The 21,883-nt window shown below is 62.4% G+C and carries 19 protein-coding genes and 1 tRNA gene; 15 read left to right on the top strand and 5 right to left on the bottom strand.

Features of this window, described 5'->3' with window-relative positions:
• Positions 1-23 precede the first annotated feature (23 nt).
• Both DZG07_RS12975 and DZG07_RS12970 read left to right on the top strand, forming a co-directional pair.
• Positions 24-1,199 carry an alpha/beta hydrolase gene (locus DZG07_RS12975; protein ID WP_119817664.1) on the top strand — a complete coding sequence of 392 codons (1,176 nt, stop codon included), beginning with the start codon at positions 24-26 and terminating at the stop codon, positions 1,197-1,199.
• Complete coding sequence (locus tag DZG07_RS12970) at positions 1,196-1,531, top strand: hypothetical protein (RefSeq protein ID WP_091913453.1); 336 nt, start codon at positions 1,196-1,198, stop codon at positions 1,529-1,531. The genes DZG07_RS12975 and DZG07_RS12970 overlap by 4 nt, the downstream gene beginning before the upstream one ends.
• Positions 1,532-1,564: 33 nt before the next feature.
• Here DZG07_RS12970 and ade read toward each other — a convergent pair whose 3' ends face one another.
• Positions 1,565-3,376, bottom strand: a complete 1,812-nt coding sequence (ade, locus tag DZG07_RS12965; protein ID WP_119817662.1) for an adenine deaminase — start codon at positions 3,374-3,376, stop codon at positions 1,565-1,567.
• A 258-nt stretch (positions 3,377-3,634) separates the two neighbouring features.
• On the opposite strand from ade, the gene DZG07_RS12960 reads away from it, so the two are divergent.
• The 6 genes from DZG07_RS12960 to DZG07_RS12935 all read left to right on the top strand — a co-directional run bounded on the left by DZG07_RS12960 (position 3,635) and on the right by DZG07_RS12935 (position 8,057).
• Positions 3,635-4,606 (top strand): tripartite tricarboxylate transporter substrate binding protein BugD, encoded by a 972-nt coding sequence (locus tag DZG07_RS12960; RefSeq protein ID WP_119817659.1) that lies wholly within the window; start codon positions 3,635-3,637, stop codon positions 4,604-4,606.
• Positions 4,607-4,696: 90 nt separating this feature from the next.
• Positions 4,697-5,158 (top strand): tripartite tricarboxylate transporter TctB family protein, encoded by a 462-nt coding sequence (locus tag DZG07_RS12955; protein ID WP_119817656.1) that lies wholly within the window; start codon positions 4,697-4,699, stop codon positions 5,156-5,158.
• 9 nt (positions 5,159-5,167) lie between these two features.
• A complete protein-coding gene (locus DZG07_RS12950) occupies positions 5,168-6,679 on the top strand; it encodes a tripartite tricarboxylate transporter permease (protein WP_119817654.1) in 1,512 nt (503 codons plus the stop codon).
• A 110-nt stretch (positions 6,680-6,789) separates the two neighbouring features.
• Positions 6,790-7,641, top strand: coding sequence for an alpha/beta fold hydrolase (locus DZG07_RS12945; RefSeq protein ID WP_119821697.1), 852 nt, complete (start codon positions 6,790-6,792; stop codon positions 7,639-7,641).
• A 63-nt stretch (positions 7,642-7,704) separates the two neighbouring features.
• A tRNA-Leu gene (locus tag DZG07_RS12940) sits at positions 7,705-7,790 on the top strand.
• Between the two features lie 78 nt (positions 7,791-7,868).
• Positions 7,869-8,057, top strand: a complete 189-nt coding sequence (locus DZG07_RS12935; protein WP_119817652.1) for a hypothetical protein — start codon at positions 7,869-7,871, stop codon at positions 8,055-8,057.
• A 41-nt stretch (positions 8,058-8,098) separates the two neighbouring features.
• On the opposite strand, the gene DZG07_RS12930 is transcribed toward DZG07_RS12935, so the two are convergent.
• Positions 8,099-8,671 carry an NUDIX domain-containing protein gene (locus tag DZG07_RS12930; protein ID WP_091913720.1) on the bottom strand — a complete coding sequence of 191 codons (573 nt, stop codon included), beginning with the start codon at positions 8,669-8,671 and terminating at the stop codon, positions 8,099-8,101.
• 196 nt (positions 8,672-8,867) lie between these two features.
• Here DZG07_RS12930 and DZG07_RS12925 point away from each other — a divergent pair, with 196 nt between their 5' ends.
• Positions 8,868-9,971, top strand: coding sequence for an NADH:flavin oxidoreductase/NADH oxidase (locus DZG07_RS12925; protein WP_119817649.1), 1,104 nt, complete (start codon positions 8,868-8,870; stop codon positions 9,969-9,971).
• Positions 9,972-9,974: 3 nt separating this feature from the next.
• Here DZG07_RS12925 and DZG07_RS12920 read toward each other — a convergent pair whose 3' ends face one another.
• Positions 9,975-10,940, bottom strand: a complete 966-nt coding sequence (locus DZG07_RS12920) for an alpha/beta hydrolase (protein WP_119817646.1) — start codon at positions 10,938-10,940, stop codon at positions 9,975-9,977.
• Positions 10,941-11,086: 146 nt separating this feature from the next.
• Entirely contained in the window at positions 11,087-11,686 is a 600-nt protein-coding gene (gene wrbA / locus DZG07_RS12915; protein WP_119817643.1) for an NAD(P)H:quinone oxidoreductase type IV, read from the bottom strand.
• Positions 11,687-11,873: 187 nt separating this feature from the next.
• On the opposite strand from wrbA, the gene DZG07_RS12910 reads away from it, so the two are divergent.
• Both DZG07_RS12910 and DZG07_RS12905 read left to right on the top strand, forming a co-directional pair.
• Complete coding sequence (locus tag DZG07_RS12910) at positions 11,874-12,632, top strand: competence/damage-inducible protein A (RefSeq protein WP_091913436.1); 759 nt, start codon at positions 11,874-11,876, stop codon at positions 12,630-12,632.
• Positions 12,633-12,771: 139 nt separating this feature from the next.
• The gene (locus DZG07_RS12905) at positions 12,772-13,611 is read left to right on the top strand and encodes a universal stress protein (RefSeq protein ID WP_091913719.1); all 840 of its coding nucleotides are present in this window, start codon (positions 12,772-12,774) and stop codon (positions 13,609-13,611) included.
• Positions 13,612-13,644: 33 nt separating this feature from the next.
• Here DZG07_RS12905 and DZG07_RS12900 read toward each other — a convergent pair whose 3' ends face one another.
• Positions 13,645-14,265: a glutathione S-transferase gene (locus tag DZG07_RS12900; protein WP_119817640.1), complete on the bottom strand. Its 621-nt coding sequence runs from the start codon at positions 14,263-14,265 to the stop codon at positions 13,645-13,647.
• Positions 14,266-14,473: 208 nt separating this feature from the next.
• Here DZG07_RS12900 and gpt point away from each other — a divergent pair, with 208 nt between their 5' ends.
• The 4 genes from gpt to DZG07_RS12880 all read left to right on the top strand — a co-directional run bounded on the left by gpt (position 14,474) and on the right by DZG07_RS12880 (position 21,828).
• Positions 14,474-14,971, top strand: a complete 498-nt coding sequence (gene gpt, locus DZG07_RS12895; RefSeq protein ID WP_091913432.1) for a xanthine phosphoribosyltransferase — start codon at positions 14,474-14,476, stop codon at positions 14,969-14,971.
• Positions 14,972-15,193: 222 nt separating this feature from the next.
• On the top strand, positions 15,194-15,685 hold the full coding sequence (locus DZG07_RS12890; protein WP_119817637.1) for an NUDIX hydrolase: 492 nt from the start codon (positions 15,194-15,196) through the stop codon (positions 15,683-15,685).
• A gap of 105 nt (positions 15,686-15,790) precedes the next feature.
• Positions 15,791-17,332 (top strand): inorganic phosphate transporter, encoded by a 1,542-nt coding sequence (locus DZG07_RS12885; protein ID WP_119817634.1) that lies wholly within the window; start codon positions 15,791-15,793, stop codon positions 17,330-17,332.
• A 695-nt stretch (positions 17,333-18,027) separates the two neighbouring features.
• Positions 18,028-21,828, top strand: a complete 3,801-nt coding sequence (locus tag DZG07_RS12880; protein ID WP_119817631.1) for a vitamin B12-dependent ribonucleotide reductase — start codon at positions 18,028-18,030, stop codon at positions 21,826-21,828.
• The last annotated feature ends 55 nt before the right edge of the window (positions 21,829-21,883 follow it).

Here is a 21,883-nt window from a genome sequence, read left to right as displayed (position 1 = left end):
GAGAGGAAAACTGGCCGGAGCGCATGATGTTTCGTACCATGTCGGCCAGGTTTGCTGTTATCGCACTTGCATTGCTTGTCGCCGGCTGCGCAGGCCAGAACACGCGCGAACTGATCGCCAGCAACATCGTCCAGGCGCCCGCCAGTTCGATTGCCGGCAGGCACGAAATCTTCGTCGCCACCACGCGTGCCAAGGCTACCGATCCCAAGGAAGCCTACTCGGGCGATCGTTCCGCCACCGTCAGCTTCGCCCGCGTCGACATGACCGTTCCGGCCATACACAAGACGGGCGAGATCGAGCGCCGCAAACGCGGGCAGCGCGCCGACCCGGCAAAATACTTCACCGCCGACAGCATCAGCACCTTCGACAGCACCGCCGCATTCTCGAAGTCGCTTCGGGCAGACATCGCGCAACGCGGCGGCCGCGCCCTCGTCTTCGTTCACGGCTACAACACAGCCTTCGACAGTGCAGTCTATCGCCTGACCCAGATCGCCCACGACGCCAGCTACTCCGGAACGCCGGTGCTGTTTTCCTGGGCGTCGGGCGCCAAGGTGTCCGACTACGTCTACGACAACAACAGCGCCACCGCCGCCCGCGACGCGCTGGAAGAAACACTGCGGCTCGTTGCCAAGTCCGGCGCCACGCGCATCGACATCATCGCCCACTCGATGGGCAACTGGGTGACGATGGAAGCTTTGCGCCAGCTCGCCATCACCGGAGACGGCGATCTCAACGGAAAACTCGGCGATGTCGTGCTGGCCTCACCAGACATCGACGTCGATGTCTTCAAGAGCCAGATGCACCGCTACGGCAAGCCGAAGAAGCCGTTCTACCTGTTCCTCTCCGGCGACGATCGCGCACTCGAGATTTCGAGCCTGATCGCCGGCAACAAGCCGCGCCTCGGCGGCTACAAGGATGCGGCCGACATCGCCAGCCTCGGCGTCGTCGTCATCGATCTCAGCAAGGTCAGTTCCGGCGACCGCCTCAACCATACCAAATTCGCCGACAATCCCGTGCTGGTGAAGCTGCTCGGCGAGCGTCTGGCCACGGACAGCAAACTCGGCACCGGCGAAGCCGACACCAGCAGCCGCGTCGGCAACCTGGCCGGCGGCATAACGCAGACCATCGCTTCGGCAGCCGAGATCGTCATCACCACGCCGTTCGAAGTGCTGAACGTCGTGGTCGGCGGCGGGCAGTGACCGCATCGCCGAAGCAACCGGCGATCGCCCGCATCTGGCGCGGCCGAACCACCTCTGAACGCGCCAACGAATACGAAGCCTACAACTACGAAGTCGGCATCAAGCCGCTGATCGAACATGCCATGGCCGTGCAGACCTTCCGCGAGGACCGCGAAGGCGAGACCGAGTTCATCACCATTTCCTATTGGGAAAGCATCGAGGCGATGACGGTGTTTGCGGGCAGCGATCCCACCGCCATCCATCATCTCGACCGCGACGCGGAATTCCTCATCGAACTTCCGAAATCAGTGCAGATCGTGGAACTGCGGACAAGCCACGGCAAGCTCGGCTGACAGGCCGGCCGCCGAAGCACGTCCGACGACAATTCAGATAAACAGATCGACCTTCTCGAACTTCGTCACGTCGATGATGCCGGCATCGGAAATCCGCAGTTCCGGTATCACCACCAGCGCCAGCAGCGAGTGCTGCATATAGGCGTTGTTGAGGCTGCAGCCCATCTTGCGCATCGCCTCGGTCAGCTTCTCGGCCTTTTCCGCAACGACTTCCGCGCGTTCGTCCGACATCAGGCCGGCGATCGGCATCTCGACCAGCGCCAGTTCCTTGCCCTTTGAAAACAGCACCACGCCGCCGCCGACCTCGCCCAGCCGATTTGCGGCCTTGGCCATGTCTTCCTTGTTGGTGCCGACCACGATCATGTGGTGGCTGTCATGCGCCACGGTCGAAGCCATGGCGCAATCCTGCATGTAGCCGAAGCCGGAGACGAATCCGTTGACGACCCCGCCGGTGCCGCGATGGCGCTCCACCAGCGCGATCTGGCAGACATCGTTGCGGCGGTCCATGGCGACAAGCCCGTCCTCGACCGCCAGATCGGCCTCCAGCGCGCGCGTCGGCGCCTGGTTCTCGATCACGCCGATGACGCGAACGCGCACCTCGTTTGCGCCCTCGGGCGCCGCGATGTCGAAATCCTTGGCCTTCAGCTTCTTGCCGAGCTTGACCGTGTTCTTGGCGCTCTTCGGATAGTCGTAGGCCGGAATGTCGATTTCCAGCTTGCCAGCCTTCGCCAGCCGCACGCCGCGCCCGTAAACCTCGTCGATCTTCATCTCGACCAGATCCGAGACGATCAGGAAATCGGCCAGACGGCCCGGCGTGATCGAGCCGAGTTCGCGTTCCAGCCGGAAATGCTGGGCGGTGTTGATCGTCGCCATCTGGATGGCGGTAATTGGCTTCAGCCCCTGCGCGATGGCATGGCGCACGACGCGGTCCATATGCCCCTCATGCACCAGCGTGCCGGAATGGCTGTCGTCGGTGCAAAGGATGAAGTTTCGTGGATCAAGCCCTTGTTCTGTCACCGCTTTTATCTGCGTTGCCACATCGTACCAGGCCGAACCGAGCCGCAGCATCGCCTTCATGCCCTGCCGGACGCGCGCAATGGCGTCCTCGGCGCGGGTGCCTTCATGGTCGTCTTCGGGACCGCCGGCGACATAGCCATGGAACGGCAGGCCGAGATCGGGCGACGCATAGTGCCCGCCGACGGTCTTGCCGGCCTTCACGGTCTCGGCGATGCCGCCGACCATCACCGGGTCGTTGGCCGCGACGCCCGGAAAATTCATCACCTCGCCGAGCCCGATGATGTTGGGCCATGTCATCGCCTCGGCCACGTCCTGCGGCCCGAGCGAAGCACCGGCATTTTCGAGCCCGGGTGCTGATGGCACGCAGGACGGCATCTGCACATGGACGTTGATCGGCATCGCAACCGCCTCGTCATGCATGAGCCTGACGCCGTTCAGCCCGAGCACATTGGCAATCTCATGCGGATCGATGAACATCGAGGTCGTGCCGTGCGGAATGACCGCGCGCGCGAATTCCGTCACCGTCACCATGCCACTCTCGACATGCATATGCGCATCGCACAGGCCCGGCACGAGATAGCGCCCACCGGCATCCACCACCTTGGTTCCCGTTCCGATGGCGTGCGAAGCATTCGGGCCGCAATAGGCGAAGCGCCCGCCCACGATCGCCAGATCGGTCCCTGGTATCACTTCGCCGGAATGGACATTGACCCAGCGCCCGTTGCGCACCACGAGATCGGCCGGCTTGCGCCCCATGGCGACGTCTACCAGCGCGGTAGCCATTTCCGTCCACAGCCTGGGTGCACTGAACGCCTGCTTCTTGACCATATGCGACTCCTGTTTCACCCGTTTCTGCCAAGCCTTCGGAACTTTGACCAGTTGCGATTTGCGGGCGTTGCTTCACTGTAGCGTATAATCCCATCGTCGTATTGCGCTTGACAGTCAAAGTCATGTCCATTTCGATGACCGTTCGTCTCGCCGGCATTGCCCCCGGTTGGCGGACGCACAGGGAGGAGAAGCGGCCGTGAATGTTCACGCCGCGGAGGAGCGGGTTGAAACCCCGCCCGCAATGGGAGGAATTCATTGATGAAAAAGCTGCTCGCAGCACTCGCCACGACTGCCGCGTTGACGCTGTCTTCGGCGGCATGGGCGGACTATCCTGAACGCACCATTACGGTCGTCGTGCCATTTGCCGCGGGCGGCCCGACCGATACGGTCACGCGCTTGGTCGCAGAAGCGATGTCGAAGGACCTCGGCCAGCAGGTCATCGTCGAAAATGTCGGCGGCGCCGGCGGCACGCTCGGCGCCGGTCGCGTCGCTTCGTCCGAGCCGGATGGCTACACCTTGCTCCTGCACCACATCGGCATGGCCACCAGCGCCACGCTCTATCGCAAGCTCGCCTATGACACGCTGAACGACTTCGAATATGTCGGCCTCGTGACCGACGTGCCGATGACGATCGTCGCCCGCAAGGATCTCGAGCCTACGGACCTCAAGGGCCTGGTCGAATATGCCAAGGCCAACAAGGATACGGTGACCGTCGCCAATGCCGGCATTGGCGCTGCCTCGCACCTTTGCGGCATGCTGTTCATGAGCGCGATCGACACGTCGCTCGTAACGGTGCCCTACAAGGGCACCGGCCCGGCCATGACCGACCTGCTCGGCGGTCAGGTCGACATCATGTGCGACCAGACCACCAACACCACCAAGCAGATCCAGGGCGGCACCATCAAGGCCTATGCGGTGACGTCCGCCAAACGTCTCGACGTGCTGCCAGACGTGCCAACTGCGGAGGAAGGCGGCCTGCCCGGCTTCCAGGTCGGCATCTGGCACGGGATCTACGCGCCCAAGGGTACGCCGGCCGAAATCACCGAGCGCCTGTCCAAGTCGCTTCAGGTGGCGCTGAAGGACCCCAACGTGATCGCCCGTTTCGCCGAACTCGGCACCGTGCCGTCGTCCGAGGCCGACGCCACGCCGGCTGCACTCAAGGCCAAGCTCGAAAGCGAAATCGCGCGCTGGAAGCCGGTCATCGAAGCGGCCGGCCAATACGCCGACTGATTCTGATTTCATGGACGGGGCGCCAGGCGCTCCGTCCATCCCTCATCCATCGGCATTTCGCCCGTCGCACGGGCGCGGGGACAAAGCCTGATGAAACCTCTTTCAATCGATTCGACCAACGGCCTCTGCGGCGCGATATTCGTCGGGCTTGGCCTGTTCTTCGCGGTGCAGTCGTTCGGCCTCGAACTGGGCACCACCTTCCGCATGGGACCGGGCTATTTTCCGCTGGTTCTGGCCTGCGTGCTGATCCTGCTCGGAGCCATCATCCTGGTACAGGCCACGCGTGTCGCTGGCGAACCTATCGGGCCGATCGCATGGCGCGGCATGCTCCTCATCCTGCCCGCGCCGATCTTCTTCGGCCTGACCGTGCGCGGTCTTGGCTTCGTGCCATCGATCTTTCTCACCTCGCTGATCGCGGCCTTCGCCAGCACGCGCATGAAGCCCCTGCCCGCCCTCTTGCTGGCCGCGGGCGTGACCCTGTTTTCTGTCGCCGTCTTCAGCTACGCGCTCGGCCTGCCGTTCCAGCGCTTCGGCCCCTGGCTGCCGTTTTAGGAGCGCGTGATGGACCTTCTCAACAATCTCGCCCTCGGCTTTGCCACGGCATCGACGCTCTGGAACCTCGGCTTCTGCCTTATCGGCGTTCTCCTCGGCACGCTGATCGGGGTGCTGCCCGGCATCGGCGCCACGGCGACAATCGCCATGCTGTTGCCGATAACCTTCCAGATCGGCGATCCGGTGTCGTCGCTGATCATGCTGGCCGGCATCTACTACGGCGCGCAATATGGCGGCTCGACCACGGCAATCCTCATCAACATGCCGGGCGAGTCCTCCTCGGCCGTCACCGCGATCGACGGCTACCAGATGGCGAAGAATGGTCGCGCGGGTGCGGCGCTCGCCATCGCCGCGATCGGCTCCTTCTTTGCCGGCACGGTCTCGACTTTCCTCGTCGCCATCTTTGCCCCGCCACTGACGGCAATCGCGCTGCAATTCGGCGCCGCCGAGTATTTTTCGCTCATGGTTGTCGGCCTCGTCTCGTCGATCGCGCTCGCCCACGGCTCGATCATCAAAGCACTGGCCATGGTCGTGCTTGGCCTGTTGCTCGGCCTCGTCGGCACCGACATCTATTCCGGCACGCCGCGCTTCACCCTTGGCATTCGCGAATATGCCGACGGGCTGAACTTTGTCGCGGTGGCGGTCGGCGTCTTCGGCGTCGCTGAAATCCTGCGCAACCTCGAAAACGAGCACGAGCGCTCGGTGCTCATCAAGAAGGTCACCGGCCTGTTTCCGACCCGCGAGGATTTCAAGGAGATGGCCGCGCCCATCGTGCGCGGCACCATTATCGGCTCGCTTCTCGGCATCCTCCCGGGCGGCGGCGCGGTTCTGGCGGCCTTTGCCTCCTACACGGTCGAAAAGCGCGTTTCGAAACATCCGGAACAATTCGGCAAGGGCGCCATTGCCGGCGTCGCCGGCCCGGAATCGGCCAACAATGCCGGCGCGCAGACTTCCTTCATCCCGATGCTGACCTTGGGCATTCCGGCCAACCCGGTCATGGCGCTGATGATCGGCGCGATGATCATCCAGGGCATTGTCCCCGGCCCCAATGTTGCGACCGAACAGCCAGCGCTGTTCTGGGGCATCATCGCCTCGATGTGGATCGGCAACCTGATGCTGATCGTGCTCAACCTGCCGCTGATCGGCCTGTGGGTGAAGCTCCTGACGATCCCCTATTACGTGTTGTTCCCGATCATCATGGCGTTCTGCTCGATCGGCGTTTACAGCGTCAATTCCAACGTCTTCGACCTCTACTCCGTCGCCTTTTTCGGCTTCATCGGCTATGTCCTGACCAAGCTGCGCTGCGAGCCGGCACCCTTGCTGCTCGGCTTCGTGCTTGGTCCGCTGCTGGAGGAAAACCTGCGCCGCGCCATGATCCTGTCGCGCGGCGATCCGACGACCTTCGTGACAAGGCCGATCAGCGCGATACTGCTGCTGATTGCGCTCGCCGTGCTGGCCGTCGTGTTCCTGCCCAGCGTCAGGAAGAAGCGCGATGAAGTGTTCGTCGAGGAGGACGCCTGATTCCATAGGTGAATCATCCCAATTCTCGATCCTTTCGAGCAAAGTGCGCCATTGACTTTTTTCGCGCAAAGGCAGTGATTTAGAGCCACTCGCAGCAAGTGGAGATGAATATGCGCGCCGTTTGGATTGCACTGGTTTTTGCGGTTTTATCGTTCGCAGGCACCGGCGCATCCCTAGCCGAGGAGCGCTGGCAGACACTGCCCCAGCCCGCGCCCATGCCGCCCGCCAACGAAAGCGGCTACGCCAAGGTCAACGGCATCGAGATGTATTATGCCATCTATGGCCAGGGCGAGCCGGTGCTGCTCATCCATGGCGGGCTTGGCCATGCCGACATATGGTCGAGCCAGGTCGCGGAACTGTCCAAGACCCACAAGGTGATCGTCGCCGACAGCCGCGGCCATGGCCGCTCGACCCGCAACGACAAGCCCTTCGGCTACGACCTGATGGCATCCGACTATCTGGCCCTCCTCGACCAGCTGAAAATCCAGAAAACCGCACTGGTAGGCTGGAGCGACGGCGGCATCATCGGCCTCGACATCGCCATGAACCACCCCGAGCGCTTGACGAAACTCTATGCCCAGGCCGCCAACGTCACCACCGACGGCGTCGACCCCGGCGTGCTGACCAACAAGACCTTCGCCGCCTATATCGAGCGCTCAGGTGAGGACTACAAACGCCTGTCCCGGACGCCCGACCAGTATGACGCCTTTGTCGGCCAGATCAGCCACATGTGGGAAAGCCAGCCATCCTGGACCAAGGAGCAACTGGAAAAAATCACCGTGCCGACGGCAATCGTCGCCGGCGACCATGACGAGGCAATCAAGCGCGAGCACACCGAATACATGGCCTCGGTCATTCCTGGCGCGAAGCTGATCATCCTGCCCAACGCCAGCCATTTCGCCATGCTGCAGGACCCGGCAGGCTATACGAAATCGGTGCTCGATTTCATCGATGCGAAGTAGGGTGTGTTGAGAGTCAGGTCAGGGCTTGCAATCTCGTCCGGCTCCGTTACCAGTGACCGCAACGCGGACGTGGCGAAACTGGTATACGCAACAGACTTAAAATCTGTCGACCTCTGGTCTTGCGGGTTCAAGTCCCGCCGTCCGCACCACCATCTCCACAGGAAACGGGTGGCTGCCGAATCTGGCGCTGCCTACTCTGGTTTCATCAACGAAATCGGAGTTTTCCCATGTTCATCCTGGCCCAATTGCATGAAATCGCCGCCAAGCGTGGCGACGGGCTACGTCCGGAACTGATCCAGGGTCTGCAACCATGCAGGCGCAATCAGATCGCGCTCGACATGAACACTTCGCTATGGCTCGCACTGTCCGAAACCAGACGAAACGATGCGCAGCGCGTGAAACCGAAGGACTCGTAGAGCGAGACCGCATTCCGTCGCTCCATGCTCCAGCCGATCGCTTAGCCAACCGTCAGCTTCATATGCTGAAGCAGGATGATCGTCTTGGCATCGATAATGCGCCCGTCCGTTATACCGGCAACCGCATCATCAAGCGTCATTTCCAGAACCTCGATGTCCTCGCCCTCGTCGGCAGCACCGCCGCCTTCGGAAATACGATCCGCCGGCGTATAATCGGCCACGAAGAACGATAGCCGCTCGGTCAAGCTGCCGGGGCTCATATAGGGCGTGAACAGGTGTTTTACGCCGCGCAGGCGGTAGCCGAGTTCCTCCTCCGCCTCCTTGCGGATGCAGGTTTCCGGATCGTCGGCGTCGAGAAGGCCTGCACAGGCTTCGATCAGCGGCTCCTTGTGGCCCGTGACATAGGCCGGAAACCGGAACTGCCGCACCAGAAGCACGGTTCCGCGCTCCGGGTCGAAGGGCAGGATTACAGCGCCGTCGCCACGATCATAGGTCTGGCGAATCTGCGTCTCCCAGCCGCCATCACGCCGCTGGTAGTCGAACACCGTCTTCTTCAGCAGCGCCCAATCATCCGACAGAATCTCCTCGGACCGGATGCGTATGCGTTCTTCCATGATGATCGGCTCCTGAATTCCCGGCATCGGCACTAGCGGCAAATTCGCACCTTCGCAACGCGCCTTTGTTGGTACAGCAGCCCTTGCCATCGCCGGCCCGAACATTCAGCTTGTCCGGCGAACCGCTCACCCTCTCGTGTATGGCGCGGGCCAGGCCCTTCTCCTACATGACGACGATACCCACGCCGGAGTTTTCATGACCAAGCATCTTTTCTCCCCCATCACCCTCGGCAATCTCGAATTTCCCAACCGCATCGCGGTGGCGCCGATGTGCCAGTATTCCGCTGACGACGGCTCGGCCACCGACTGGCATCTCCAGCATTGGATGAACCTGGCGATGTCCGGCGCCGGCATGGTCACGGTCGAAATGACCGATGTCGAGCGGCGCGGCCGCATCACCCATGGCTGTCTCGGTCTCTATTCCGATCACAATGAAGCGGCTGCCCGGCGCACCCTGGATGCAGCCCGGCGCGTCGCCGCACCCGGCACAAAGTTCGGCGTCCAGCTAGCCCATGCCGGGCGCAAGGCGTCGAACCGTCGCCCATGGGAAGGCGGCAACGCGCTCGGCCCCGACGAAGACCCCTGGCAGATCGTCTCGGCCTCTGCGATCGCCTTCGACGAAGGCTGGCAAGTGCCCGAGGCGCTTGACGAGGCAGGCATCGAGCGGATCGTCTCAGCTTTCGCCGACGCGGCAAAGCGCGCCGCGCGCGCCGGCTTCGACTTCATCGAACTCCATTCCGCGCATGGCTATCTGCTGCACCAGTTCCTGTCGCCGCTGTCCAACAAACGCACGGACAAATGGGGCGGCTCGCTGGAAAACCGCATGCGCTTCCCCGTCGAGGTCGTGAAAGCGGTGGTCGCGGCCGCGCCCGGCCTGATGGTCGGCGCGCGCATGTCGGTAACCGATTGGGTCGAAGGCGGCTTCGACGTGCCCGACGCTATCGCGGTCGCCAAGGCCTACAAGGGTGCGGGCGCTGCCTATATCTGCTGCTCCAGCGGCGGCAATTCGCCGTTGCAGAAAATCCAGACCGGTCCCGGCTATCAGGTCCATCTGGCGACCGCCATCCGCGAGGGTGCCGGCATCCCGACCCGCGCCGTTGGCCTGATCGACATGCCCAGGCAGGCCGATGCGATCATCACTGAAGGCAAGGCCGATATGGTGGCGGTGGCGCGCGCGCTGATCGCCGATCCGCGCTGGCCGTGGCGCGCCGCTGCCACGCTCGGGCATGAATTCCACCCCGCCCCGCAGCTTGCACGCGGCGAGCCCTTCATGCGCCACTGGACGCAGGCGGCCGAATAACGCTCAGCTCGCGAACACCCTGCCCGCCATCTTGCGAATGAACGCCACGGCTTCGGCCGTGGCGGTGAATTGCGGCATGTGGCCGATACCGTCGAGAAGGTCGATTTCGAGACCGGGGATTTTGCCTTGCATCGGCAGCCCCTGGATTTTGTGATCCAGAACCCGGTCGCCTGTCCCGAAAAGCAGGCCGGCGGGCAGCTCTATCTCGCCATAGCGGGCTTGCAGCCGTCCGAGATCCTGTTCGATCGCAATGAAGTCGGTCGAGGTCGCGTAGATATGGCTTGGCCGCAGGCCAAGCATGCCGCCGCCCTTGACGATATAATCGCCAAGAACAGCTTGCGGCCCGAAGATGAAGGCAAGCGTCTGCTGCGCATATTTCATAGCCATCGGGACGCCGACCGTGTTGGCGATCAGCCAGCGCTTGAGCGGCGATCTGATGAGCAGGCCCTGGAATTCGGGCGGAGCCTCCGACAGATGCGTCAGCGGCGACATCAGGGCGATGCCGGAAATCGCCTCCGGATGATCGAGCGCCAGCGCCAGAGTGATCGCGCCACCCAGCGAATGGCCGACGATCAGCGGCTTTTCCAGCCCGAGCTTTTCGATGAAATGCCTGAGCACCAGCGCCTGTTCGGGCAGGCGACCGCTCGCGCCTGCCACCCGTGACGAGTAGCCGGAACCCGGCCTGTCGAGCGCGATCAGCCGAAAACCGTCGAGCCTGTCGAACAGCGGATGGCGGAACTGGAGAAGCTGCGCGCCAAGGCCATGGACGAAGACAATCGGCTGCCCCTCACCTTCATCGACATAATGGATGCGGTTGCCATCGACATCGATGAACTTGCCGACCGGCGGCACCTTCCTCTCGGCTTCCGCCGCGATCCGGCGCGTGACGAGGATGAAATAGCCGGCCACGAAAGCAGCGACCAGGAACAATGCAGCGAGAAGCCACAACAGGATGGTGGAAAGCGTCATCAAAACCCCGTGCCGAGAGTGTCGGGCTCAAGTCTATCCGTCTTTCAAGCCACAACAAGGCATCGCCGTTCCAATGAAGCCCGCCAACGAAAAACGGGCGGCTCCGTGAGGAACCGCCCGCAAATCATTTCAACTGTTGAGAAAAATCAACCGTGGAGCTTGATGGTGATCTCCGCCACCCGCTTGCCCTGGAACTTCGCACCTTCCAGCTCCTGTGCCGAAGGCTGGCGCGAGCCGTCGCCGTCAGACGTCGTCGTCATGCCATAGGGCGCGCCGCCGCGTACCACGTCGTTGCCCATCTGGCCCTGATAGGCATAGGACAGCGGCACGATGATCATGCCGTGGTGCTGCATCTGCCACTGGGTCGAGATCAGCGCCAATTCCTGGCCGCCATGCTGGGTCGCGGTCGAAACCATGGCCGAGCCGATCTTGTTGATCAGCGCGCCCTTGGCCCAGAGCGGACCGGTCTGGTCGAGGAAATTCTTCATCTGCGAGGCCATCATGCCGTAGCGGGTCGAGGTCGCGATGATGATGGCGTCGTAATTTTCCAGTTCGAGCGGCTCGGCGATCGGCGCTTCCTGGTCGAGCTTGTAATAGGCCGCCTTTGCCACTGCTTCCGGCACCAGTTCGGGAACGCGCTTGATCGTCACTTCGGCGCCGGCCTCGCGGGCGCCTTCCGCAGCGGACTTCGCCATTTGCTCGGTGTGACCCCAGCTCGAATAATAAAGCACCAATACCTTCGCCATTCTCATGTCTCCTTGCAGGTGAAATCGCTATGAAGCGACGCTTGGGTCGCCGTGCAGAAAACATTTAGGGCCAGCATCGTTCAGTGGAAACGCCTAAGTTGCCGACAGATCGTTCACAATCTGAGCACCATTGCCCGAAGTGCCTTGCCGGGCTATCTCACCAAAGTCATTTCTTCCGGAGTCTCCCATGACCGATATCGTCACTGCCGCCATGATCGTCATCGGCGACGAAATCCTTTCGGGCCGGACCAAGGACAAGAATATCGGCCACCTCGCCGACATCATGACGGCGATCGGCATCGACCTGAAGGAAGTGCGCATCGTCCCCGACGAGGAAGACGAGATCGTCGCGGCCGTGAACGCGCTCAGGGCAAAATACACCTACGTCTTCACCACCGGCGGCATCGGCCCGACGCATGACGACATCACCGCCGATTCCATCTCGAAAGCCTTCGGTGTCCCCTGCGAATATGATCCCAAGGCCTATGCGATGATGGAGGCCAATTACGCCAGCCGCAGCATGGAATTCACCGAGGCGCGAAAGCGCATGGCGCGCATGCCGCGCGGCGCCGACCATATCGCCAATCCGGTTTCGCTGGCGCCGGGCTTCCGCATCGGCAATGTCCATGTCATGGCCGGCGTGCCATCCATTTTCCAGGCCATGCTCGACAATGTCGTGCCGACGCTGAAGACGGGCACGAAGCTCATTTCGGTCACCATCGAGTGTCCCTTCGGCGAAGGCACGATCGGTGGCCCACTGGGAGAAATACAGAAGCGCCACCCCGACACGATCATCGGCTCCTACCCGAAATATCTCGATGGCACCTTCCGCACCGATCTCGTCGTCCGCGCCCGCTCGCAGGAAGCGCTGGAGGCTGCACGGGCCGAAGTCGCCGCGATGGTTGCCGGCCTCGCCGAAGCTGCAAAAGCCGCCAAGCCTGCCTGACTGCCGAAGCGCAGGTAGCAGGCCCGATCACCTGAATGTCAACGCACCTGCGCGCCAATATCGCTTGCCGTGCGGAACCGCCAAGGCCGTGATAGAGTTTCCTCCTGGGATGTTCATACGTCGCATCAAGGAGGCTTCCATGCCGTTCAAGACGATCGTTGCCATTATCCAGAGCAAGGACGACGCCGAGCGCGTCCTTGACTGCGCGATCCCCTTCGCCGCCCGCTTCGAGAGCCATATGATCGGCGTACATGCCGAAGCACTGCCTGTCGCCTACACGTCGGCGGTCGGCTTTCCCGACACCGAGTTCCTGCAGGCGACCGCCGAGGTCAACAAGGAACGAGCCGACCAGCTTGAGGGGCTGTTTCGAAGCCGTATTACCGAATCCGGCCAGTCCTCGGAGTGGCGCAGCCTTGAAAGCTTTTCCGGCGACAGCGCCCATTGCGGCATTTCCAGCGCGCGCTGCGCCGATATCGTCATTGCCGCCCAGCGCGACCCGCACGCGGATTCGACGGCCACAGCCGACGTCGATGCGCTGCTCTACGAGTCCGGGCGCCCGGTGCTGGTCGTTCCCCATGACGGCCCGGCCCAGAGCAATTATGGCCGCATCATCATCGCCTGGAACGGCAGCCGCGAGGCAGCACGCGCCGCCTTCGACGCCCTGCCGCTGATCCTGGAAGCCAAGCACACGGAAGTCTTCGTTATCGACCCGCCCGATGACACTGATGAAGACGCCGACGCGTCCGGCGCCGAGATCGCCGCGGCACTTGCCCGTCATGGAGCAAACGTCACCGTCGCCTCTGAAGAGTCAAAACACCGCTCTGTCGATCAAATCCTTCAGGAGCGCGTCGCCGCGACAGGCGCCGACCTTCTGGTCCTCGGTGCCTACAGCCATTCCTGGCTGCGGCAGTTGCTGTTCGGCGGCGTCACCCGAACCGTTCTGCAGTCGATGCCGGTGGCAACGTTCATGTCGCGATAAGGCATCGCTGTCGCAGCGCAGGACAATTGGACCTCAGGTCAGCGGTATCATCACCGCCGTCTGATAGGCTGGCCGTGTGGCAAGCCGGTCATACCAGGCCCTCAGGTGGGGCAAAGCTGGCCTTTCGATCGGCATGCCAAACCAGGAATAAGCAAAGCACCCCAGCGGTATGTCGCCCATGCCGAATTGAGCGCCTGAAAGAAATGGCTGCCCGACAAGGGCCTCATCGGCGATCGACAGCAGCCGCGTGCAATTCTCCAAACCTTTCCTGAACGCCGCGTCGTCGCGCTGGTCAACGGGCAGGCGCACGACATTCCAGAACACATCGCGGAAAGGAGCAGCGATGGACGACGTCGCCCAATCCATCCACTTGTCGGCATCGGCGCGAACGGTTGGGTCCGCCGGAAAAAGCGTGCCATTACTGTACTTTGCAGCCAGATAGCGAACGATCGCATTCGACTCCCACAGCACGAAGTCTCCATCCTTTATGCAGGGAACGAGCCCGTTGGGGTTCATGGCGCGATATTCGGGATCGTTGACGACGCCAAAAGCGCCACCGGCATTGGCGTGCTCGTACGACAAACCGAGTTCCCCGGCGCACCACAGAACTTTTTTGACATTGGTCGAGTTTCTGCGACCCCAGATTTTCAGCATGTGAATGCTCCGTTCCTGCACAGGCTTTCGCGCCCGCTCGCAATGATCATAACTTTGCCCCGCATTCAATCGCGCGCCCCGCCGGATGCGAAAAATCAATATGGGCCAGCAATGGCGAGAGGCTTGCCAAACGCCGGTCTTTCCGGCTAATTGCGCCCGCATTCCCTGAGCTTTCGCGCGTTGCGACGCGCCACCGGAGTGCCGCGCAATGTCTCTTCCCGAAAAAGCCTTTCCCGTTGCCTGGGACCAGTTCCATCGTGATGCCCGTGCGCTGGCCTGGCGGCTTGCCGGCGTCAACGGACAATGGAAGGCAATCGTCTGCATCACGCGCGGCGGGCTGGTTCCGGCCGCCATCATCTCGCGCGAACTCGGCATCCGCATGATCGAGACGGTCTGCGTCGCCTCCTACCACGACTACACCTCGCAAGGTCAGTTGCAGGTCCTGAAGGAAATCACCCCCTCCCTGCTCGAAAATGACGGCGAGGGCGTGCTCATCGTCGACGACCTCACCGACACCGGCAAGACGGCGGCGATCGTGCGGGCGATGATGCCGAAAGCCCACTTCGCCACTGTGTACGCCAAGCCCAAGGGCCGGCCATTGGTCGACACCTTCGTCACCGAGGTGTCGCAGGACACCTGGATCTACTTCCCTTGGGACATGGGCTTCACCTATCAGAAGCCGATTTCCGACGATCACGCCGGCTGATTGCGCTCCTGCGCTAACGCATGGCGCCCGCAAGGTGGCAATCGAGCGGGTGTCTCCCTATATTAAGTTGCAACTTTCGACTGATCTCCACGTAGGTCCTGCATCACTGCTTCACCTGATTTCGGTCGGGGATTAGTCGAATTTTTACTATTATTACGCATAATTAACTCTAATATTCGTGAGACGGCAAACGAATCGGAGAACCGGGAAAGACCAACGTCGATGCTTATGAACCACGTCACACGCAACCATATGGTTGAGCGGATCAGGCGCCTCTTCGGAGCGATGCCGTGCCGTGTGCAGGTTGCCGCATTGCCGTGGCGCGAGCGCGCCGGTCGTACCGAGATCATGCTGATCACCAGCCGCGACACCGGCCGCTGGGTTCTGCCCAAGGGCTGGCCGGAAGGCACTGAACAACTCTACGAGTCCGCTGCGCGCGAAGCAGCCGAGGAAGCCGGCCTTTCCGGCTCCATGTCCCATCTCGAACTCGGCCGCTACTACTACGCCAAGCGCCTGTCATCGGGCATGGAACGCCGCTGCGAAGTGCTCGTATTTCCGATGCATGTCGACGATGTCGCCTCCAAATGGCCCGAGAAAGACGAGCGCAAGCGCGAGTGGTTTCCCGTTTCCAAGGCTGCAAGGCTGGTGCGGGAGCAGGATCTTGGCGAGCTCATCAGGCACTTCGGCGAGAGCCGACACAAAACCGCTGCCTGATTTCGCTAACTTCCAGGCGATGAACCCCGCAGCAGGCCCCCACTCCGCCAGACATACGCCGACGGCTCGGGTTACGGGTTTGCGCTGGCCGCGGCCTTGCCAGTCATGAGCGACGGCGCGCGCTCCAAACATACACTCGACAAGGATCTGGGCCGGCTTGCCGACATCGAGGAAGCAACCGGCTTTGTCGCACGCGGATTTCTAGCACCCGGTCTGGCGCTGCTATTCCTCCTGCTGGCGGCTTCCGCGGCAGCGATCTACGTCTTCGGTCAACCGCAGGCTATCGTCGTGGTGATCGCGGCGGCAATGGCGGCCTATCTGGCCATGAACATCGGCGCCAACGACGTCGCCAACAATGTCGGCCCTGCCGTCGGCGCCAAGGCCATGACCATGGTCAGCGCGCTGATCATCGCTGCCATCTTCGAAACGGCAGGCGCCCTGATTGCCGGCGACGCTGTTGTCGCCACGATTTCGTCCAACATCATCCAGCCCGAGGTCGTTTCCGATCCTGCGGTGCTGATCCGGCTTATGCTGGCCGGCCTCGTCTCTTCGGCGCTGTGGATCAACTTCGCCACCTGGATCGGCGCACCGGTGTCGACCACCCACTCTATCGTCGGCGGCGTGGTCGGAGCAGGCGCGGCAGCCGCCGGCCTCGGTGCCGTCGATTGGCTGTCGATGACCACCATAGCGACGAGCTGGGTCGTGACCCCTATCCTTGGCGCAGCCGTCGCGATCGTCTTCCAGGCCTTCATCAAAACCGCGATCATCTATCAGGACGACAAGATCGCCGCCGCTAGGCGCTGGGTTCCGCTGCTGATCGCCTTGATGGCCGGCTCTTTCGCCACCTATCTCGTGACGAAGCTCTTTCCCGGTGCAGGTGCAGGGGTAACGGCTTTGGTCGGCATCGCCTGCTTTCTGCTTGCCTGGGCGCTCTCCCACCGGTCCGTGCTGGCGCAATCGCAAGGCCTGGAGAACCGCAACCGCTCGCTAAGAAAACTTTTCCGGCTGCCCCTGATCGGCTCCGCAGCACTTCTGTCCTTCGCTCATGGCGCCAACGACGTCGCCAACGCGGTCGGGCCGCTGGCGGCGATCGTCGATGCAGCCAGAAAGAGCGCGGTGGCAGACGTCGTCAACATTCCCTTCTGGGTCATGCTCATCGGCGCGCTCGGCATTTCCTGCGGCCTGCTGCTCTACGGGCCCAAGCTGGTGCGGGTCGTCGGCGGCGAGATCACCAAGCTCAACCCGATGCGCGCCTTCTCGGTGGCGCTTGCCGTGGCGATCATCGTCATCGTCGCCTCGTGGTTCGGCCTGCCGGTATCCTCGACGCATATTGCCGTGGGCGCCGTCTTCGGCGTCGGCTTCTTCCGCGAATGGTACATCGAGAATTCAAAGCATCGCCGTGCCTATCTCGAGCGCCGCAGGCAATTGAAGAAGACCGGCAAGGCGGGATCGAAAAACGAATCGGCCGAGGATGACGAGGACGACGACGACAACCCGCGCAAGGGACCGTCGAACGAAGAGATCACCCGCCGCCGCCTGGTGCGCCGCGCCCATGTCAGGACCATCGTCATGGCGTGGGCAACCACCGTGCCGGCTTCGGCCCTGCTGGCAGCAACGATATTCGCCCTGCTCGGCGCCGTTTCCTGAAGACGCGACACACACGCGCCGTCAGCGATTCGGCCACCTGGGTGCGTAATTGGGTGCGGCCGCCAGGCGGCAAGCAATAGCAAGATGTTTTTTCGGGCGGTTTGGGCAAAACCGCGGAGCCGCGCTTTTCCGGCATTTATTCTCCCCACTATCCACATAAGTGACACACAAGATGTTGGGGTCATAAAACTTACAGAAACGAATCCTTGACGATGAAATCCGAGTCGTCTTTTATGGGCCACGTGTCCTTGTTTAGGGTGCGGCCGGCGGGTTCTTTGAACCGGTCTTTTTTCCCGGATTAGCATGCGTTCTGGCGGATTTTGCCCCGTTTCGACGGTGGGCTTTCGCACGCGTTCTGCCGTGAATTTTGTCGCGTAGCATGCCTGTGTGACACTGGAATAAATAACTGTTTAACACTATATTTAGTGTTTGCGATCAGGCTCCAACACTAGCTAGTGTGCAACTCTCTCGACGAGAGGAATCACAGCCAAGTGTTGGATTGAGGCCTTCCGGTCTCGCCGAAAGTGGGTTGCCTGCCAGGGGATTTGGCATAACGGCGACCTTGGCGGGAACGAAGGCCGGGGACCCCGGCTTTCCCAGTGAAAGCCGGAATTGAACGGGCATGCGCCTTCATGCGGAAACTGCGAGGGTTTCCTGTGGATAGGTGCTATATATAGGGACTGAGGAACGGACAAATGCGCATCGAGCGGCGTTTCACCAAGGACGGACAATCGGCTTACGCGGAGATCGAATTCCGCAAGGCGCTGAGCGAGATCAAGAACCCTGACGGTTCGGTGGTCTTCCGCCTGGACAACATCGACGTACCGGCGCAGTTCTCGCAGGTCGCCGCCGACATCCTTGCCCAGAAGTATTTCCGCAAGGCCGGCGTGCCCGCCCGGCTGAAGAAGGTCGAGGAAAACGACGTTCCTTCCTTCCTCTGGCGCTCGGTGCCCGATGAGGCAGCCCTTGCCGCCCTGCCCGCAGATGAACGCTACGGTTCCGAGATCGATGCCCGCCAGGTCTTCGACCGTCTCGCCGGCACCTGGACCTATTGGGGCTGGAAGGGCGGCTACTTCAAGTCCGAAGACGACGCCCGCGCCTTCAAGGACGAGCTCTCCTACATGCTCGCCACCCAGCGCGTCGCCCCGAACTCGCCGCAGTGGTTCAACACCGGCCTGCACTGGGCCTATGGCATCGACGGCCCCGGCCAGGGCCATTTCTATGTCGATCCTTTCACCGGCAAGCTGACCAAGTCCAAGTCGGCCTATGAACACCCGCAGCCGCATGCCTGCTTCATCCAGTCGGTTGCCGACGACCTCGTCAACGAAGGCGGCATCATGGACCTGTGGGTGCGCGAGGCGCGCCTGTTCAAATATGGCTCCGGCACCGGCTCCAACTTCTCCATGCTGCGCGGCGAAGGCGAAAAGCTTTCCGGCGGCGGCAAGTCGTCCGGCCTGATGAGCTTCCTCAAGATCGGCGACCGCGCCGCCGGCGCGATCAAGTCGGGCGGCACCACGCGCCGCGCCGCCAAGATGGTGGTGGTCGATGCTGATCACCCCGATATCGAGGCCTATATCGACTGGAAGGTGAACGAGGAGCAGAAGGTCGCCTCGCTCGTCACCGGCTCCAAGATCGTCCGTAACCACCTCGCTGCCATCATGAAGGCCTGCATCAACTGCGAAGCCGACAATGGCGACTGCTTCGACCCGCTGAAGAACCCGGCGCTGAAGCGCGAGATCAAGGCGGCCAAGAAGAATTCCGTTCCGGAAAACTACGTCAAGCGCGTCATCCAGTTCGCCAAGCAGGGCTACAAGTCCATCGACTTCAAGACCTACGACACCGACTGGGATTCGGAAGCCTACCTCACCGTTTCGGGCCAGAACTCCAACAACTCCGTCTCGCTGAAGGACGACTTCCTGCGCGCCGTCGAGACCGATGGCGACTGGAACCTGACCGCCCGCAAGGACGGCCGCGTCATGAAGACGCTCAAGGCGCGCGACCTGTGGGAAAAGATCGGCCACGCCGCATGGGCGTCTGCCGATCCGGGCCTGCACTTCAACACGACGATGAACGACTGGCACACCTCGCCGGCGGCCGGCCCGATCCGCGGCTCCAACCCGTGCTCGGAATACATGTTCCTCGACGACACGGCCTGCAACCTCGCTTCCATCAACCTCCTGCCCTACCGCAACGCGGACGGCACGATCGACATCTCTGCCTATGAGCACACCGTGCGCCTGTGGACCATGGTGCTCGAGATCTCGGTGATGATGGCGCAGTTCCCGTCCAAGGAAATCGCCAGGCTCTCCTACGAATACCGCACGCTCGGCCTCGGCTACGCCAATATCGGCGGCCTGCTGATGACCTCCGGCATTCCTTATGACTCCGACGAAGGCCGCGCCATCGGTGCAGCACTCACCGCCATCATGACCGGCATCGCCTACGCCACCTCGGCCGAAATGGCCTCCGAACTCGGCGCCTTCGCCGATTACGACCGCAATGCCGCCAACATGCTGCGCGTCATGCGCAACCATCGCCGCGCTGCCTATGGCGACAAGGACGGCTACGAGAAGCTCGCCGTCAATCCGGTGCCGCTGGTCGCTTCCGACCTCAAGCAGCAGGAACTGGTGACGCATGCCCGCGCCGCCTGGGACCGCGCCATCGAGCTCGGCGAGGAGCATGGCTACCGCAATGCCCAGGCGACCGTGATTGCGCCGACCGGCACGATCGGCCTCGTCATGGATTGCGACACCACCGGCATCGAGCCCGACTTCGCTTTGGTGAAGTTCAAGAAGCTCGCCGGCGGCGGCTATTTCAAGATCATCAACCGCGCCGTTCCCGAGGCGCTGCGCACGCTCGGCTATTCCGAAAGCCAGATCGCCGAGATCGAGGCTTACGCGGTCGGCCATGGCAATCTCAATCAGGCGCCCGGAATCAACCCCGGCTCGCTGCGCGCCAAGGGCTTCACCGACGACAAGATCGCAGCACTGAACGCCGCGCTCAAGCAGGCCTTCGACATCAAGTTCGTGTTCAACCAGTGGACGCTCGGCGCCGACTGGGTGAAGGAGACCTTCGGCTTCACCGACGAGCAGCTCAACGATTTCTCGTTCGAGATCCTGCCTGCGCTCGGCTTCTCCAAGAAGGAGATCGAGGCCGCCAACATCCACATCTGCGGTGCGATGACGCTGGAAGGCGCGCCCTTCCTCAAGGACGAACACCTGCCGGTGTTCGACTGCGCCAACCCCTGCGGCAAGATCGGCAAGCGCTATCTCTCGGTCGAAAGCCACATCCGCATGATGGCTGCCGCCCAGCCCTTCATCTCGGGTGCGATCTCGAAGACCATCAACATGCCCAACGAGGCGACCGTCGAGGACTGCAAGGAAGCCTACATGCTGTCCTGGAAGCTGGCGCTGAAGGCCAACGCGCTCTACCGCGATGGCTCCAAGCTCTCCCAGCCGCTCAACGCCTCGCTGCTCGCCGATGATGAAGAGGACGAGGATGACGTGATCGAGGCCCTGCTCGCCGCACCGGCAGCAGCACAGGCCGTGACGGTCACCGAAAAGATCGTCGAGCGCGTGGTCGAACGCCTCTACCGCGACCGCGAAAAGCTGCCGAACCGCCGCAAGGGCTACACCCAGAAGGCAGTCGTCGGCGGCCACAAGGTCTATCTGCGCACCGGCGAGTTCGACGATGGCCGCCTCGGCGAGATCTTCATCGACATGCACAAGGAAGGCGCTGCCTTCCGCGCCATGATGAACAACTTCGCCATAGCCATCTCGCTCGGCCTGCAATATGGCGTGCCGCTGGACGAATATGTCGAGGCCTTCACCTTCACCAAGTTCGAGCCGGCCGGCATGGTCGTCGGCAACGACGCGATCAAGAACGCCACGTCGATCCTCGACTATGTGTTCCGCGAACTGGCCGTCTCCTATCTCGACCGCAGCGACCTTGCCCATGTCGACACGTCGGACTTTTCCAACACCTCGCTCGGGCGCGGCATTTCGGAAGGCCGTGCGCAGGCCGTCTCCAAGGGCCTGACCCGCGGCGCCCCGCTGAAAGTCGTCTCCGGCATCGGCTCGGCCGACCCGAAGGGCTTTGCCGGCGCGCCCGGCAGCCAGCCCGCCAAGGTCGCCCCGACCGCCTTTTCCGGCTCCAACGTGCGGGCGCTCGCCACCAGCAGCGCAACAGTGACCGCGCTGAAGCCGGTCATGGCGGAACTGCGCGAGGAAGCAACCGCCTTCAAGCGCGACTATGAAGAGCGCGCCAAGGAACTGGCCGAGGAAGCCGCAATCGAGGACACCTCACCAGCTGCCGCCCTCTTCACCGAAGCTGCCGCAAACGAAGTGGCCAAGGCCAAAGCCGCCGACCGCCGCATGAAGTCGATGATGCAAGGCTACACCGGCAACTCCTGCTCGGAATGCCAGAACTTTACGATGGTGCGGAACGGCACGTGTGAAAAATGCGACACGTGTGGCGCGACGAGCGGGTGCTCGTGAGAAGGAATAGCCCGCGCCGCGGCGATGGCTGCTAGCAGCTTGTAGTTGACCAAGA

Source organism: Mesorhizobium sp. DCY119, from assembly GCF_003590645.1.
Lineage (GTDB): Bacteria > Pseudomonadota > Alphaproteobacteria > Rhizobiales > Rhizobiaceae > Mesorhizobium_M.
This window is presented reverse-complemented; position numbering and strand designations above follow the sequence as displayed.